Origin of the sequence: Streptomyces sp. YS415, assembly GCF_023544665.1 — a bacterium.
In the GTDB taxonomy this organism is placed as follows: Bacteria; Actinomycetota; Actinomycetes; order Streptomycetales; family Streptomycetaceae; genus Streptomyces.
Genome location: NZ_JAMJFL010000010.1, coordinates 35,362 through 50,855 on the forward strand (window position 1 = coordinate 35,362; position 15,494 = coordinate 50,855).

The 15,494-nt window shown below is 72.0% G+C and carries 18 protein-coding genes; 9 read left to right on the top strand and 9 right to left on the bottom strand.

Annotated elements, in window-relative coordinates; translation table 11 throughout:
- The first annotated feature begins 50 nt into the window (after nucleotides 1-50).
- The 5 genes from fabG (at nucleotide 51) to M8H82_RS14835 (ending at nucleotide 4,749) form a co-directional block, all read left to right on the top strand.
- Entirely contained in the window at nucleotides 51-812 is a 762-nt protein-coding gene (fabG, locus tag M8H82_RS14815) for a 3-oxoacyl-ACP reductase FabG (RefSeq protein ID WP_250073966.1), read from the top strand.
- A gap of 12 nt (nucleotides 813-824) precedes the next feature.
- Nucleotides 825-1,583 (top strand): SDR family oxidoreductase, encoded by a 759-nt coding sequence (locus tag M8H82_RS14820; RefSeq protein ID WP_250073970.1) that lies wholly within the window; start codon nucleotides 825-827, stop codon nucleotides 1,581-1,583.
- Nucleotides 1,584-1,790: 207 nt separating this feature from the next.
- A complete protein-coding gene (locus tag M8H82_RS14825; RefSeq protein ID WP_250073972.1) occupies nucleotides 1,791-3,374 on the top strand; it encodes an ABC transporter substrate-binding protein in 1,584 nt (527 codons plus the stop codon).
- Nucleotides 3,375-3,469: 95 nt separating this feature from the next.
- Complete coding sequence (ung, locus tag M8H82_RS14830) at nucleotides 3,470-4,153, top strand: uracil-DNA glycosylase (protein ID WP_250073976.1); 684 nt, start codon at nucleotides 3,470-3,472, stop codon at nucleotides 4,151-4,153.
- A gap of 104 nt (nucleotides 4,154-4,257) precedes the next feature.
- On the top strand, nucleotides 4,258-4,749 hold the full coding sequence (locus M8H82_RS14835; RefSeq protein WP_250073978.1) for a hypothetical protein: 492 nt from the start codon (nucleotides 4,258-4,260) through the stop codon (nucleotides 4,747-4,749).
- A 27-nt stretch (nucleotides 4,750-4,776) separates the two neighbouring features.
- Here the strand turns inward: M8H82_RS14835 and M8H82_RS14840 are convergent, their stop codons facing one another.
- The 3 genes from M8H82_RS14840 to M8H82_RS14850 all read right to left on the bottom strand — a co-directional run bounded on the left by M8H82_RS14840 (nucleotide 4,777) and on the right by M8H82_RS14850 (nucleotide 6,519).
- Entirely contained in the window at nucleotides 4,777-5,262 is a 486-nt protein-coding gene (locus M8H82_RS14840; protein WP_250073980.1) for a hypothetical protein, read from the bottom strand.
- A gap of 112 nt (nucleotides 5,263-5,374) precedes the next feature.
- On the bottom strand, nucleotides 5,375-5,884 hold the full coding sequence (locus M8H82_RS14845; protein WP_250073983.1) for a DinB family protein: 510 nt from the start codon (nucleotides 5,882-5,884) through the stop codon (nucleotides 5,375-5,377).
- A gap of 41 nt (nucleotides 5,885-5,925) precedes the next feature.
- A complete protein-coding gene (locus M8H82_RS14850; protein WP_250073985.1) occupies nucleotides 5,926-6,519 on the bottom strand; it encodes a TetR/AcrR family transcriptional regulator in 594 nt (197 codons plus the stop codon).
- 78 nt (nucleotides 6,520-6,597) lie between these two features.
- On the opposite strand from M8H82_RS14850, the gene M8H82_RS14855 reads away from it, so the two are divergent.
- Together M8H82_RS14855 and M8H82_RS14860 are read left to right on the top strand one after the other, a co-directional pair.
- Nucleotides 6,598-7,782: an FAD-dependent oxidoreductase gene (locus tag M8H82_RS14855; protein ID WP_250073987.1), complete on the top strand. Its 1,185-nt coding sequence runs from the start codon at nucleotides 6,598-6,600 to the stop codon at nucleotides 7,780-7,782.
- A gap of 8 nt (nucleotides 7,783-7,790) precedes the next feature.
- Nucleotides 7,791-8,696: a Gfo/Idh/MocA family protein gene (locus tag M8H82_RS14860; RefSeq protein ID WP_250073990.1), complete on the top strand. Its 906-nt coding sequence runs from the start codon at nucleotides 7,791-7,793 to the stop codon at nucleotides 8,694-8,696.
- On the opposite strand, the gene lnt is transcribed toward M8H82_RS14860, so the two are convergent.
- From lnt to M8H82_RS14880, 4 genes are all read right to left on the bottom strand, one after another.
- Complete coding sequence (gene lnt, locus M8H82_RS14865) at nucleotides 8,620-10,197, bottom strand: apolipoprotein N-acyltransferase (protein WP_250073993.1); 1,578 nt, start codon at nucleotides 10,195-10,197, stop codon at nucleotides 8,620-8,622. The genes M8H82_RS14860 and lnt overlap by 77 nt on opposite strands.
- Nucleotides 10,198-10,276: 79 nt before the next feature.
- Nucleotides 10,277-10,744 (bottom strand): nuclear transport factor 2 family protein, encoded by a 468-nt coding sequence (locus M8H82_RS14870; RefSeq protein WP_250073995.1) that lies wholly within the window; start codon nucleotides 10,742-10,744, stop codon nucleotides 10,277-10,279.
- Nucleotides 10,745-10,807: 63 nt separating this feature from the next.
- Nucleotides 10,808-10,987, bottom strand: coding sequence for a hypothetical protein (locus tag M8H82_RS14875; RefSeq protein WP_250073997.1), 180 nt, complete (start codon nucleotides 10,985-10,987; stop codon nucleotides 10,808-10,810).
- Nucleotides 10,988-11,078: 91 nt separating this feature from the next.
- The gene (locus M8H82_RS14880; protein WP_250074000.1) at nucleotides 11,079-11,954 is read right to left on the bottom strand and encodes an undecaprenyl-diphosphate phosphatase; all 876 of its coding nucleotides are present in this window, start codon (nucleotides 11,952-11,954) and stop codon (nucleotides 11,079-11,081) included.
- 168 nt (nucleotides 11,955-12,122) lie between these two features.
- On the opposite strand from M8H82_RS14880, the gene M8H82_RS14885 reads away from it, so the two are divergent.
- Nucleotides 12,123-12,920 (top strand): alpha/beta fold hydrolase, encoded by a 798-nt coding sequence (locus M8H82_RS14885; RefSeq protein ID WP_250074002.1) that lies wholly within the window; start codon nucleotides 12,123-12,125, stop codon nucleotides 12,918-12,920.
- A gap of 27 nt (nucleotides 12,921-12,947) precedes the next feature.
- Here M8H82_RS14885 and M8H82_RS14890 read toward each other — a convergent pair whose 3' ends face one another.
- Nucleotides 12,948-13,421, bottom strand: coding sequence for a helix-turn-helix domain-containing protein (locus M8H82_RS14890; RefSeq protein ID WP_250074004.1), 474 nt, complete (start codon nucleotides 13,419-13,421; stop codon nucleotides 12,948-12,950).
- 92 nt (nucleotides 13,422-13,513) lie between these two features.
- Between M8H82_RS14890 and M8H82_RS14895 the strand changes: the two genes are divergently transcribed.
- Nucleotides 13,514-14,683, top strand: a complete 1,170-nt coding sequence (locus M8H82_RS14895; RefSeq protein ID WP_250074006.1) for a thiolase family protein — start codon at nucleotides 13,514-13,516, stop codon at nucleotides 14,681-14,683.
- 4 nt (nucleotides 14,684-14,687) lie between these two features.
- Here M8H82_RS14895 and M8H82_RS14900 read toward each other — a convergent pair whose 3' ends face one another.
- Complete coding sequence (locus M8H82_RS14900) at nucleotides 14,688-15,449, bottom strand: TVP38/TMEM64 family protein (protein WP_250074007.1); 762 nt, start codon at nucleotides 15,447-15,449, stop codon at nucleotides 14,688-14,690.
- Nucleotides 15,450-15,494: the final 45 nt, after the last annotated feature.

The following is a 15,494-nucleotide window of genomic DNA, read 5'->3' on the forward strand; positions in this document are numbered from 1 at the left end:
CCGATGGGCGGACCGTGGAGCCGCACCCCCAAGGGCGAGGAGAAGCAGCCATGTCCACCACCGACCAGCGGGTCGCCGTAGTCACCGGCGCAGCGCGCGGTATCGGCGCCGCCACCGCCGTACGCCTGGCCGCCGAGGGCCGCGCGGTCGCCGTCGTCGACCTCGACGAGGCGGCCTGCAAGGACACCGTGGAGAAGATCACCGCGGCGGGCGGCAAGGCCCTCGCGGTCGGCTGCGACGTCTCCGACGAGGCCCAGGTCGAGGCGGCCGTCGCCCGGATCGCGCAGGAGCTCGGCGCGCCCACGATCCTGGTCAACAACGCGGGCGTGCTGCGCGACAACCTGCTGTTCAAGATGAGCGTCTCCGACTGGGACACGGTCATGAACGTGCACCTGCGCGGTGCCTTCCTGATGTCGAAGGCCTGCCAGAAGTACATGGTGGACGCCAAGTTCGGCCGGATCGTCAACCTCTCGTCGTCGTCCGCGCTCGGCAACCGCGGCCAGGTCAACTACTCCGCCGCCAAGGCCGGTATGCAGGGCTTCACCAAGACCCTCGCCATCGAGCTCGGCAAGTTCGGCGTCACCGCCAACGCCGTCGCCCCCGGCTTCATCGCCACCGACATGACGGCGGCCACCGCCGAGCGCGTCGGCATGGGCTTCGAGGACTTCAAGGCCGCGGCCGCCACCCAGATCCCCGTCCAGCGCGTCGGCTACCCCGAGGACATCGCCCACGCCATCGCCTACTTCACGGGCGATGACGCGGGCTTCGTCTCCGGCCAGGTGCTGTACGTCGCCGGCGGACCGCTCGACTAGAGGATCAAGCACATGACTGCAATGGAACTCTCCGGCAAGGTCGCCCTCATCACGGGTGGCAGCCGCGGCATCGGCTACGGCGTCGCCGAGGCGCTCGTCGCCCGCGGCGACCGGGTGGCCATCACCGGCCGCAACGAGGACTCCCTCAAGGAGGCCGTCGAGCAGCTCGGCTCGGACCGCGCGATCTACATCGCCGGCAAGGCCCACGACGAGGCGCACCAGGCCATCGCCGTGGAGCGCACCATGGAGGCCTTCGGCCGCGTCGACTTCCTGGTCAACAACGCCGGCACCAACCCGGTGTTCGGGCCGGTCGCCGACCTGGACCTGGGTGTCGCCCGCAAGGTGTTCGAGACCAACGTGATCTCGGCCCTCGGCTTCGCGCAGAAGACCTGGCACGCCTGGCAGAAGGAGAACGGCGGCGCGATCGTCAACGTCGCCTCCGTCGCGGGCATCGCGCCCTCGCCCTTCATCGCCGCCTACGGCGTCAGCAAGGCCGCGCTGATCAACCTGACCCAGCAGCTGGCGCACGAGTTCGCGCCCAAGGTGCGGGTCAACGCGATCGCCCCGGCCGTGGTGAAGACCAAGTTCGCCCAGGCGCTGTACGAGGGCCGGGAGGAGGAGGCGGCCGCCTCCTACCCGCTGGCCCGGCTCGGCGTGCCCTCCGACATCGGGGGCGCCGCCGCCTTCCTCACCTCCGAGCAGTCCGACTGGGTCACCGGTCAGACGCTCGTCGTCGACGGCGGGATCTTCCTCAACGCCGGCGTCGGCTGACCCGCGTGGGGCCCGTGTCTCCCGGCGGGGGCACGGGCCCGAATCCGGACAAGCCGGTCGTCCCGCACCGGCCGAACGGATTCACCTACGGCTGACAACGTAGTCAGAGGTTTATCGATCAAGAACCCTTGTGAGACACAGGTTCAATCGGGCGAGCTCTGCGGTATGGTCTGCCGACCTTGGTATGGCAGATCGAGGAGCGTGCGCGTGTTCAACCGGAACCGATGCCTGCGGCAGGTGGCGGCCATCGCGTCCATATCGTCCCTGATGACAGGATGCGGAATTCTCTCCTCGGACTCTTCCGAGGAGGAAGGGCCGATCGTCGTGGGCACCACCAGTGCGCCGAGCACGCTGGATCCCGCCGCGTCGTGGGACAGCTCCTGGGAACTGTTCCGCAACATCTACCAGACACTGCTCAGTTACCCCGCCGGGGCGAGCGTGCCCGAGCCGGACGCCGCCGAGAAGTGCGCGTTCACCGACAACACGAACACGGCCTACCGCTGCGAACTGCGCGACGGGCTGGAGTTCTCCGACGGCAGCACGCTGGACGCCCAGGCCGTCAAGTACTCGATCGACCGCATCCGGGACATCAACGTCAACGGCGGTCCCGCCGGTCTGCTGGGCAGCCTCGACCGGGTCCAGGCGCTGGGCGACCGCGAGGTCGTCTTCCACCTCAACAAGCCCGACGCCACCTTCCCGTTCGTGCTCGCCACGCCCGCCATGTCGATCGTCGACCCGGACAGCTACCCCGCGGACAAGCTGCGCGAGGACGGCAAGGTCGTCGGCTCCGGCCCCTACACGCTCCAGGCGTACGAGGACGGCAAGACGGCCGAGCTGGTCCGCAACGACAAGTACGAGGGCTATGCGCAGCGCGAGAACAGCGCGGTGACCATCCGCTACTTCCAGGACTCCGGCGAGATGGTCGGCGCCCTGCGCGAGCACGAGCTCGACGTCGCCTTCCGCGGTATCGCCGCCGACGACATCCTCGACCTCCAGACGCACGAGGCGCAGAAGGAGTTCCAGGTCGTCGAGAGCGTCAGCACCCAGATCAGCTACCTGGTCTTCAACCCCAAGGACCCGTGGGCCGCCAAGCCCGCCGTCCGCAAGGCCATCGCCCAGGTCCTGGACCGCCCGGCCATCGCGCACAAGGTCTACAAGGACACCGTGGAGCCGCTCTACTCCATGGTCCCCAAGGGCCTGACCGGGCACACCACCGGCTTCTTCGACGACTACGGCCAGCCCAGCACCTCCAAGGCCCGCCAGATCCTCGCCGAGGCCGGCATCACCGACAAGGTGCCGCTCGACCTCTGGTACACCACCGACCGCTACGGCTCGGAGACCAAGGCGGAGTTCGAGGAGATCAAGAAGCAGCTGGACGGGTCCGGACTGTTCGAGATCACCCTCAAGAGCCGCCCGTGGAAGACGTACGTCACGGGCTACCAGAAGGGCGAGTACCCGGTGTTCGGCCGTGGCTGGTCCCCCGACTTCCCCGACGCCGACAACTTCATCGCCCCCTTCGTCGGCGACCAGAACGCCCTCGGTACGCCCTACCCGGCCCCCGAGATCACCGGCAAGCTGCTGCCCCGCTCCCGTCAGGAGAGCGACCGCGCCAACGTGGAGAAGGACTTCGAGGCGGCGCAGAAGATCCTCGTCGAGGACGCCCGTCTGCTGCCGCTGTGGCAGGGCCGGCAGTACGTGGCGGCCAACAACGACATCTCGGGCGCGGAGCGGGCCCTGGACCCGTCGACGATCATGATGATGGGTGCGCTGTACCGCAAGACCAGCTGGTAGGGCCGTCCGCGGGACGCGTTGTCAGTGGGCGCCGGTAGGTTCTGTGGTCAGGAAGCGACGCACGTCGTAGTGACCGCACACCGAAGGAAGTTGACGTGACCGACATCGCCATGCTGCCCGAGTCCTGGCGCGGGGTTCTGGGTGACGAACTGCAGCAGCCCTACTTCAAGGAGCTGACGGAGTTCGTCGAGGAGGAGCGAGCGAAGGGTCCCGTCTACCCTCCGCGCGAGGAGGTCTTCGCCGCGCTGGACGCGACGCCCTTCGACCGGGTGAAGGTCCTGATCCTCGGTCAGGACCCCTACCACGGCGAAGGGCAGGGGCATGGCCTGTGCTTCTCGGTCCGTCCCGGTGTGCGGACCCCGCCCTCCCTGCGGAACATCTACAAGGAGATGGAGCAGGAGCTGGGCCTGCCGGTCCCGGACAACGGCTATCTGATGCCGTGGGCCCAGCAGGGCGTGCTGCTGCTCAACGCGGTCCTCACCGTCCGCTCCGGTGAGGCCAACTCCCACAAGGGCAAGGGCTGGGAGAAGTTCACCGACGCCGTGATCCGTGCCGTCGCCGGCCGGCCCGACCCGGCGGTGTTCGTGCTGTGGGGCAACTACGCGCAGAAGAAGCTCCCGCTGATCGACGAAACGCGGCACGCCGTGGTCAAGGGCGCGCACCCCTCCCCGCTGTCGGCCAAGAAGTTCTTCGGCTCCCGTCCGTTCACCCAGATCAACGAGGCGGTCGCGGCGCAGGGCCACGAGCCGATCGACTGGCGGCTGCCGAACCTGGGCTGACCTGGTGCGGGGCCGCTCCCACGGGTCGGCCCCGCCTCGCCGGGATTGCCGGTGGCTGCGGTTAGCGTCGGGGGCGACCAGGCGCCGAGGGTGTGGAGGACGCGGTGGCACAGCGACAGGAGCGGACGGCGCCGGATGCCGTGATGACACGGATCGGGCAGGTCGTCATGCTGCACCACGCGGGGGACCGCGAGGAGGCCCGGCACCGCCTGCTCGATCTGTGGGCCGAGATCGGCGAGGACGGCGACCCGCTGCACCGCTGCACCCTGGCCCACTACCTCGCCGACACGCAGGACGAGCCGGACGACGAACTCGCCTGGGACCTGAGGGCGTTGACGGCGGCGGAGGAGCTGACCGACGACCGCCTCGCCGAGCACGAGGGGGCGCTCGCGGTCCGGGCGCTGTATCCGTCGCTGCATCTGAACCTCGCCGCGGACTACGTGAAGCTGAACCGCTCGGAGGCGGCGCGGACGCATCTGCGGCGGGCCCGGACGGCGGCCGACGCGCTCGCCGAGGACAGCTACGGGGACGGGGTGCGGGCGGCGATCCACCGGCTGGAACAACGGCTGGGGGAGGGCGACTCCTCCCGGGGGTGAGGGCCGCCGGTGCAGCGGCCCTGACGGTCAGCGCCCGTACGTCCGCTCGCAGATCCTCGCCTCGGGGCTGTCCTTGCGCCAGCCGCCGTACGTCCTGCCCAGGGCGCAGACGTCGGTGTTCTCGCGTACCGATTCGGCGACGTCCGGGAGCTCGACCCGGGGGCGCGGCGGGGCGGGGCGCTCGGGGCGCGGGTGTGGCGGGCGGGGATGGCTGCGGGGAGCCTCCGGCCGGGCGGCTGGTGCCGTCGCGGGCGGCGGGGCGGGACGGGTGGGCCGCCGGGTCGCCGGTGGCGTGCGTTCCGGGCGGCGGGGCGGGCCGATGAGTTCCAGCGCCTCCTGGGCCGGCGCCTGCACGATCTGCGGCTCCGCCCTGCCGTCCGGCCGGGGCGCGGAGGGCTGGGACGGTGCCGTGACGGGCCCCGGGACGGGCGGGCGCTGGACGGTCACACAGCCCGAGAGGGTCGAGAGGGCCACGGTGACCAGGAGCGTTGCGGTCGTCGTCGTTCGATGCACCCGGGCCACTCTGGTGGGTGGGGACCGCTTCGGGACAGTGGACAAGCGCAGGATGCCCCGCACGGGTGATCTCCGCCCCCGTACGGAGGCCGTGGGCCCGCCGAGGGTGACGTCAGTCGCCGGTGGACCCGTCGACGCGCTCGCGCAGGAGGTCGGCGTGGCCGTTGTGGCGCGCGTACTCCTCGATCATGTGGGTGTGGATCCAGCGGAGGCTGAAGTGCTCCCCGGCGCGGCTGGTGCCCTTGGAGAGGTCGTCGAGACCCCGGCCGGCGGTGTTGCGCCGGGCCCTTTCGATCTCGGCCTGCCAGGTGTCGTGGGCCTCCTGCCAGGTGTCCGAGTCGGAGAGGTGGAACTCGCCGTCCCGGTCCTGCTCGGAGGAGTAGAGCACCCCGAGGTCCTCGCCGAGGAGCACCTCGTGGTACCAGTACCGCTCGACCTCGGCCATGTGCCGCACCAGCCCCATCAGGGTCAGCTCCGACGGCGCCACGGAGGCGGTCCTCAGCTGGTCCTCGGTCAAGTCCGCGCACTTCCAGGCGAGGGTCTGGCGGTGGTAGTCGAGCCAGCCCTCCAGCATGGTGCGCTCATCGGCGTTGACGGCGGGTTCGCGGCGTTCGGTCGTCATGGCCGCATCCTTGCCCAACTCGCCGCCGCCCACCAGCGGTTTTACGACGGCCCGAACATCCCCTCCAGCAGTTCGCGCAGTCCGGCGCGCACCTCGTCCAGGCCCGGTTGCCGCGCACCGAAGGAACCGGCCACGCAGGAGAACATCAGCCCGTCCGCCCACGCCACCAGGGACAGCACGTGCCGGGCCGGATCCGTCGAGCCCAGCGCGGTCATCAGCGCGCCGAGCTGTTCGTGGAAGCGGGCGCCCGTGGCGTCGAAGCAGGCGCGCAGCTCGGGGCGTCGGGTGGCCTCCAGGGCCAGCTCGTAGCGGGCGAGCGTCAGTTCGCGGTTGCGGGTCAGGGAGCGGTGCGTGGCCAGCGCGAGTCCGTCCACCAGGGACTCCCGGCCGCCGCGCGGGTCCGGCATCTCATCGAGGGCCAGCACGCGGGCCTCGCGTTCGGCGAGCCGCCGTACCGTCAGCTCCAGGAGGGCCTGGCGGGTGCGGGCCACGTTGGAGGTCGAGCCCTGGGGGAGCCCGGCCGTCTCGTCGACCGCCCGGTGGGTCAGGCCGCGCATGCCGCGCTCGGCGAGCAGACGGAGGGCGGCGTCGGCGACGAGGTCGGCGCGGGCGGCGCCCGCGGAGCGTTCGGACATGGAGATCAACCTACCCGGCTCACTACATCCGTAGTACGGTACGCCTCACTACACCTGTAGTTGCATCGGGAGGAACCCATGGCACAGCCGAAGCGGGTCGTCGTGATCGGCGGCGGGATCGGCGGGCTGACCGCGGCGGCGGCACTGCACCGCCGTGGCCTGGAGGTGACCGTCCTGGAGCGGGCCCCCTCGCTGGAACCGGTCGGCGCGGCGATCTCGCTCGCTCCCAACTCCCTGCGCGCCCTGGACGTCATCGGCCTCGGGGAGGAGATCCGCGACCTGGCCGCCTGGCAGGGCGACGGAGGACTGCGCGCCCCGTCGGGACGGTGGCTCTCGCGCACCGATGCCGCCGCCGCGGCGGAACGCTTCGGCGGCCCCCTGGTCCTGCTGCACCGGGCCACCCTCATCACCAGCCTGTCCGCCGGCCTCCCGCCGGGCACGGTCCGCACGGGCGTCGGCGCCACCGTCGCCGATCCGGGCGCCGACGGCCGCCCGGCCCGGGTGAGCACCCCGGACGGCGATCTGGAGGCCGACCTGGTGGTGGCCGCCGACGGCATCCACTCCGCCGTCCGCGGGGCGCTGTTCCCGGACCATCCCGGAGCCGTGTACTGCGGGTTCACCACCTGGCGGGTCGTGATCCCGCTGCCCGGCGTGGAGTTCGCCTCGCACGAGACCTGGGGCCGGGGCCGGCTCTGGGGCTCGCACCCGCTCAAGGACGGCCGGGTGTACGCGTACGCGGCGGCCCTGGCGCCCGCCGGGGAGCGCGCCCCCGACGACGAGCGGGCCGAACTGCTGCGCCGCTACGGCGACTGGCACCACCCCGTTCCCGCGATCCTCGCCGCCGCCCGGCCCGAGGACGTCCTGCGCCACGACGTCCACCACATCGACCCACCGCTGCCCGCCTTCCACCGCGGCCGGGTGGCCCTCGTCGGCGACGCCGCGCACGCCATGCCGCCGATGCTGGGCCAGGGCGGCAACCAGGCGATCGAGGACGCGATCGTGCTGGCCCACTATGCGGGTGACCTCACGGCGTACAGCGCGGCCCGGCAGCCGCGGACGACCGCCATCGCCCGCCAGTCGGTCAGGACCGCCCGCCTCGACCTGATGACCAACCGCGCCGGCATCGCCGTACGCGACGCCCTGATCGCCGCCGTCTCCAAGGCGGCGCCCGGCCTGCTCCTGCGGGGGTTCGCCGGCATCGCCGACTGGCGGCCCCCGCAGCCGCCGTATGCTTCCGTCGTGTCACGCCCGGGACCACGGTAGGAGCATCAGTGAAGGTCGGCTGCATCGGACTAGGCGACATCGCACAGAAGGCGTACCTGCCCGTGCTCGGCCACCAGCCCGGTGTGGAAGTGCACCTGCAGACCCGCACTCCCGCCACGCTCCACCGGGTCGCCGACACCCTCCACCTCCCCGCGCGGCAGCGCCACACCGATCTGGACTCGCTGCTCGCCCAGGGCCTGGACGCGGCCTTCGTGCACGCGCCGACGGACGTGCACCCGGAGATCGCGGCGCGGCTGCTGGAGGCGGGCGTGCCGACGTACGTCGATAAGCCGCTGGCGTACGAACTCGCCGAGTCCGAGCGGCTGGTGGAGCTCGCCGAGCGGCGCGGGGTGAGCCTCGCCGTCGGCTTCAACCGGCGCCACGCCCCCGGGTACGTGCAGTGCGCCGACCATCCGCGCGAGCTGATCCTCATGCAGAAGAACCGGATCGGGCTCCCCGAGGAGCCGCGCACGATGATCCTGGACGACTTCATCCATGTCGTGGACACACTGCGCTTCCTGGCGCCGGGGCCGGTCGACGACGTGACCGTGCGGGCCCGCACCGAGGGCGGTCTGCTGCACCATGTGGTGCTCCAACTCGCCGGCGACGGGTTCACCGCCCTCGGGGTGATGAACCGGCTCAGCGGCTCGGCCGAGGAGATCCTGGAGGTGTCCGGGCAGGACACCAAGCGTCAGGTGCTCAACCTCGCCGAGGTGATCGACCACAAGGGGCAGCCGACCGTGCGCCGGCGCGGCGACTGGGTGCCGGTGGCCCGGCAGCGCGGCATCGAGCAGGCGGTGCTGGCGTTCCTGGACGCGGTGCGCGCGGGCAAGGTGCTCAGCGCCCGGGACGCGCTGGCGACTCATGAGCTGTGCGAGCGGGTGGTACGCGCGATCCAGGACCGGGCCGCCTGATCCGCACGGTCCGCACCCCCTCGGCCGCGCACCAGGCGGCGAGGATCAGCAGCGCCGCCTGCAGCGGCCAGTCGCCGAACCGGACGTAGGGCGTGGTGCCCCGGGCGAGCGGCACGTCGTAGACCCGCGCCGTGCGCTCGCTCGTGCCGAGCCAGGAGCCGACGCGCCGCCCGCTCGCGTCGTGCACGGCGGACACGCCCGTCAGGGTCGCGTGCACCATCGGCCGGCCGGTCTCGGCGGCGCGCAGGGCGGCCAGGGAGGCGTGCTGCCCGGGGGCCCAGCTCTGCTGGAACGTCGACGTCGCCGACTGGGCGACCAGGACCTGGGCGCCGTCCTCGGCGAGATGGCGGCTCATGTCGGGGAAGGCCGACTCGAAGCAGACCATCGGGCCCACGCGCAGGCCGCTCCCGGCCCGCATGACGACCTGTGCGGAGCCGCGGCGCCGGTCCTCGCCGGCCGCCTCGCCGACCGAGGTCGCCCAGCCGAGCAGGGAGCGGGCCGGGATGTACTCGCCGAAGGGGACGAGCCGCATCTTGTCGTAGCGGGCGCCGGTCAGGCCTTCGGGGCCGACCAGCACCGAACTCTTGTAGATGCCGGGCTTGTCGGAGCGGCGGGCGTCGACGTTGACGAGTACGGGCGCCCCGGTCTCGCGGGCGAGGGCCGCGATCCGGTCCGCCAGGTCGGTGCGGCGGCCCAGGTCGAACCCGACGCTGCTCTCGCCCCACACGATCAGGTCCACGTCCTCGCCGACGAGTTCCCGGGTGAGCCGCTCCTCCACGGCGAAGCGCCGGTCGGCGCTGTCGGTGCCGGCCTTGATGACGCCCGGCTGGACGACGGCGATGCGGGTCCGCCCGTCGGCGTCGGGCCGCGGTGACCAGACCCAGGCCGCGGAGGTGACGGTGGCCGTGGCGACCAGGCCCGCCACCGCGGGGACCCGCGAGCCGGGCACCGAGACGAGGGCGGCGACGGCGACGTTGAGTGCCACCACCAGGAAGCTGAGCAGCCAGATCCCGCCGACCGAGGCGAGCCGCAGCGCCGCCTCCACCTGCCACTGGCTGGCCCCGAGCACGCCCCAGGGGCCGCCGAGCCCCTCCCAGGAACGGACCAGTTCCGCCAGCAGCCAGCCCGACGGCAGGACGGCGAGGGCGGCCCCGATCCGGGCCGGGCCGGGGGCGCCGGCGAGGAAGCGGCGCACCAGCCACCCCCACGGGGCCCACAGGGCGCCGAGCAGCGCCGCGAGGACGACGGTGAAGACATGCAGGTTCGGCAGCAGCCAGTGATGCATTGCCAGCATGAACCCGAAGCCGCCGCACCAGCCGTCGCGGAGCGCCCGGCGGCCGGTCGGGGCGGTGCGCAGCAGCAGGATCCAGGGCACCAGGGCGACGTAGGCGAACCACCACAGCGAGGGGGCCGGGAAGGCGAGGACGGGCAGGGCGCCGGCCACCGCGGCGACGAGGGAGCGCCGCCACGGGGTGACGAGCCATCGGCCGAACCTCTGCATGCGGCGCCTTTCTGACCTGTGGTCCCTCCAGTGTGCGCGCTGGGACCGGCCCCTAAACGAAGCGTCCGCATCCGGTCGATCATCGTGTCGCGGGCAGCTGCCGCCACTTCTCGCGTACGACGACCTGGTCGAGCCGCCAGCCGTCGTGGGTGCGGGTCATGCCGAAGGTGTAGCGGCCGCCGCAGACGAAGTCGGGGGCAGCGGATGCCTCGCCGTCGCGGGCGAGGCGCATCGGGTTGACGTAGTCGGCCTGGACCTGGGCGGTGTCGCCGGTGTCCTGGTCCAGGACACCGAAGCGGACGCGGCGGTTGACGATGAGGTGCTGACGCATCGGGAAGAGCCGCATGTTCTCCGCGAGCCACTCGGCGATCTGTCCGGCGTCCCCCTCGATCCCGCCCGCGGACCGGTAGTCCGCGCGTCCCGCGGGGGCGAACAGCCCGCGGTACGCCTCCCAGTCGCCGTCGTCCACGGCCATCGCGTACTCGGTGATCAGATTGTCGACGGCCAGGCGGTCCATCACGGCCGCGAGCTCCACACGCTGCGTCATCGGCTCAGTGTTGGGCATGGGACGAACAACGCCAAGAGGCGTGCCGGGACTGCCGCCGCCGCGCTACGCCGCTTCGATGACCTCGCCGCGGATCGCGGACGCCCATTCGACCACCAGCAGTTCGTACTCCGCGCGCTCCTGGGCGGACAGCGTGCCGCCCGCGCGCACCCACAGCGCGCGGATCTGCTCGTTCACCTCGGCGGCGGAGCGCAGGGAACTAGGGGTTAAGAAATCCGGGGACATGCGGACAAGCCTAGGGGCAAGCACTGACACTGCGCTACCGAACGGCTACGCATCCCGTATGTGATGGGTCACGGGAATTCCGGGCCGTGCCTCAGTGCGCCGGTTCGCCCGCGTCGGGGCTCAGGGCGCCCGTGGCCACCAGCACGATGATCAGGATGCCGAGGGCGATGCGGTAGTAGACGAAGGGCATGAAGCTCTTGGTCGAGATGAACTTCATGAACCACGCGATGACGGCGTATCCGGTGACGAAGGCGATGACCGTCGCGAAGATCGTCGGCCCCCACGTGACGTGGCCGCCCTCCATCGCGTCCTTGAGTTCGTACAGGCCGGAGGCGAGGACCGCGGGGATCGCGAGGAGGAAGGAGTAACGGGCCGCCGCCTCGCGGGTGTAGCCCATGAACAGGCCGCCGCTGATGGTGGCGCCGGACCGGGAGACGCCCGGGACCAGGGCCGCGGACTGGCAGAGGCCGAAGATCAGGCCGTCGCGGACGTTGAGGTCCTTGAGTTCCTTGCGTTGCTTGGCCGCGCGGTGCCGGCCGCCGCTCTCGTCGCGGGCCGCCATGCGGTCGGCGATGCCGATGATGATGCCGACCACGATCAGCATGGTCGCGGTGATGCGCAGATCGCGGAACGGGCCCTCGATCTGGTCCTTCAGCGTCACGCCGAGGACGCCGATCGGGATGGAGCCCACGATCACCAGCCAGCCCATCTGGGCGTCGTGGTCGCTGCGCATCGCCTTGTTCGTCAGCGATTTGGACCACGCCAGGATGATCCGCCCGATGTCCTGGCGGAAGTAGATCAGCACGGCCGCTTCCGTACCGATCTGGGTGATCGCGGTGAAGGCCGCGCCCGGGTCCTCCCAGCCGGAGAACGCCGCGGTCAGCCGCAGGTGCGCGCTGGAGGACACGGGGAGGAACTCGGTCAGCCCCTGGACGAGTCCGAGGATGAGGGATTCAAACCAGGTCATGAAAGTACGACGTCCAAGTGCTGATGGCGGTAGGCGAGAACGGCCACACCGTGCCGCGGGGGCCCGGTGATCACAGTGGTCGAGGGCAGCGTAGCGCCCCTCGACGACGGCCATGGCACAGGGGTTTGGCAGAGAGCGCCCGGCCCCGCCCGTGGTTAGCCTGGATGCATGGCTACCGTGCGGGTCAGCGGGGTGGAGGTCGCCTACGCGTGCGTGGGCGACGGGCCGGGGCCGCCCCTGGTCCTGGTGCACGGCGCGGGTCTGGACGGCCGGATGTGGCAGCCGCAGACCGAGGCGCTGGCCGACGACTTCACGGTCGTCGCCTGGGACGAACCGGGCGCCGGGCGGTCCTCGGACGTGCCCGCCGGATTCGGTCTCGCCGACTACGCCCGTGCCCTCGCCGCCGTCGTCGAGGACCTTGGGCGCGGTCCGGCCCATGTCGCCGGGCTCTCCTGGGGCGGCACCGTGGTGCTGGAGCTGTACCGGCAACGCCCGGAGCTGGTCAGGACGCTGATCCTGGCCGACACCTACGCGGGCTGGCGGGGCTCCCTGCCGGCCGACGAGGTGACCGCGCGGGTGGTGGCCGCCGAGCGGATGCTCGCCGCGCCGCCGGAGGAGTTCGATCCGGCACTGCCGGGGCTGTTCGCCGCCGGCGGTCCGCCTGCCTCGTTCGCGGGCCTGTTCGAGGCGATGCAGCGGGAGGTGCGCCCGCGGACGCTGGGCGCGCAGCTGCACATGATGGCCGAGACCGACCTCCGTGACGTGCTGTCCCGCATCGCGGTACCGGCCCTGCTGCTGTGGGGCGAGGCCGACGCGCGGTCGCCGCTGGCGGTGGCCCGGGACTTCGCCGCCGAGATCGCGGGCGCCGAGCTGGTCCTGCTGCCCGGCGCGGGGCATCTGAGCAATCTGGAGGACCCGGAGGGGTTCACGCGGGCGGTGCGCGCCTTCTGCCACGCGCACGCGTGAGGCGCAGGCCACGCGCACGGGTGAGGCTCAGGCCGCCGCTGTCGGCCCTGCCACCGTCCAGCCCTCGGCCTGCGGATGGGCGCTGAGGTCCTCGTGGCGCACCGGGTCGCCGCAGGCGGAGCAGGTGACGACCGGGAGCAGCTCGTTGCCGCAGACGTGCTCGATCACCATCGGCCGGTTCTCGTCGTCGCGCAGATGCCGGTCGCCCCACGCCATGAGGGTCATCAGGACCGGTTCCAGTTCCAGGCCCGCCCGGGTGGGCCGGTACTCGAAGCGCTGCGGCCGTTCGCTGTAGGCCCGCTTGGTCAGGATCCCGGCGTCCACGAGGCGGCGCAGCCGGGTGGCCAGGATGTCGCGCGGGGCGCCGGTGTTGCGCACCAGCTGGTCGAAGCGGCTGTTGCCGAGGCACACCTCCCGCAGGACGAGCAGGGAGTACTTCTCGCCGACCAGCGCGAGGGCGTCGGCGATCGAACAGGGACGCGGGTCCTTGGAGGCGGGCATGACGCCCAGCCTAATAGAGGGTTTGTTTTTCCAACTCGCGGGTCTATGGTGAGTTCGGATTTCCTACTCGCTGGTAGCCGCGGAGGCCGCACATGCGTGACGCAGTGATCGTCGAAGCCGTACGCACCCCCATCGGCAAGGGCAAGCCCGGCGGTGCCCTCGCCCACGTCCACCCCGTCGAACTCCTCGCCCACACCCTGCGCACCCTCGTCGAGCGCTCCGGCGTCGACCCCGCGCTGATCGACGACGTCATCGGCGGCACCGTCGACCAGGTCGGCGAACAGGCCATGAACACCACCCGCTACGCCGCCCTGTCGGCCGGCTTCCCCGAGTCGGTGCCGGCGACCACCGTGGACCGCCAGTGCGGCTCCTCCCAGCAGGCCGTGCACTTCGCCGCGCAGGGCGTCGTCGCGGGCGCCTACGACCTGGTGGTGGCCTGCGGGGTGGAGTCCATGAGCCGGGTGCCGATGTGGTCCAACGTGCCGCCCGGCAAGGACCCCTTCGGCCCCGGTGTCGCCGCGCGCTACCCGGAGGGCCTGGTCCCGCAGGGCATCAGCGCCGAACTCATCGCCGCCAAGTGGTCGCTCACCCGCGACCGGATGGACGCCTTCGCGGTCTCCTCGCACCACAGGGCCGCCGAGGCCTGGGCCACGGGCCGCTTCGACGCCGAGGTCGCGCCCCTGGACGGGGTCGCCCGCGACGAGTGCGTCCGCCCGGACAGCAGCACCGAGATCCTGGCCGGACTGAAGCCCGCCTACCACGACCCGGCTTTCGCCGAGCGCTTCCCCCAGATCGAGTGGAACGTCACCGCGGGCAACGCCAGCCCCGTCAACGACGGCGCCTCCGCCGTGCTCATCACCTCCGCCGAGACCGCGGCCCGGCTCGGCCTGCGCCCGCTCGCGCGGCTGCACAGCTTCGCCGTCACCGGCTCCGACCCGCTGCTGATGCTCACCGGAGTCGTCCCCGCCACGGAGAAGGTGCTGCGCCGGGCCTCGCTCACCCTGGACGACATCGACCTGTTCGAGGTCAACGAGGCCTTCTCCAGCGTGGTCCTGGCCTGGCAGCAGGAGACCGGGGCCGACCTCGCGAAGGTCAACGTGCACGGCGGCGCCATCGCCCTCGGCCACCCGCTCGGCGCAAGCGGCACCCGGCTGACGACCACCCTGGTGCACGCGATGCGCGAGCGCGGCGCCCGCTACGGCCTGCAGACGATGTGCGAGGCGGGCGGCCTCGCCAACGCCATGATCCTGGAGTCGGTCTGACCGCTCAGCAGCCGCGCAGGTGGTGACGCTTGCGCCAGGCCACCACCACACCCGCCAGAGCGGGGACGGCGATACAGGCCAGCGCGATCAGGAAGGCCGGGGACGTCGGAGCCGAGGCACGGGCGCCGGCCACCACGTAGGCGGCGGTGTTCGGGATGGAACCGAGCGCCGTCGCCAGCAGGAACGGCACATAGCCCATGCGGGAGACGGCGGCGCAGTAGTTGGCCGCCCAGAACGGCACCCCGGGGAACAGCCGCACCGCCAGCATCGAGCGGAAGCCGTGCCGGGAGAGCTGCCCGTCCGCCGCCTTCAGCCAGCGGCCCCGCAGCAGCGGCCGCAGCGCCTCCTGGCCGAGCAGCCGGCCGAGCCCGAAGGCGAGCCCCGCCCCGAGCACCGTCCCCGCCACCGCGGCGCCGAGACCCAGCTGGGAACCGAAGAGCGCGCCCGCCGCGAGGTTCAGCAGCGGCCGGGGCACGAACGCCACCGTGCACAGCCCGTACGCCACCGCGAACACGACCGTTGCCGCGGCACCGCTGACCTCGGGAGGCCAGCCGTCCGCCAGCAGCCGCTGTGGCTCGAAGAGCAGCACGGTGACCGCGGCCGAGGCCAGCAGCGCGACCAGCAGGGACAGCCGCGTCCAGGGCGAGAGCAGGGCTCTGGTGCAGCGCGCGGCGAGGCTGGGGGGCAGGGCGACGGCGAGCTCCGAAGGGGTGGCCCGGGGAGAGGCCACGGCGGTGCCCCCAGAGCGGGTGTGGGCATCGAGCATCCGGTGACACTAACCGACAAATGTGTGTGATCGCCGTATGGTTCG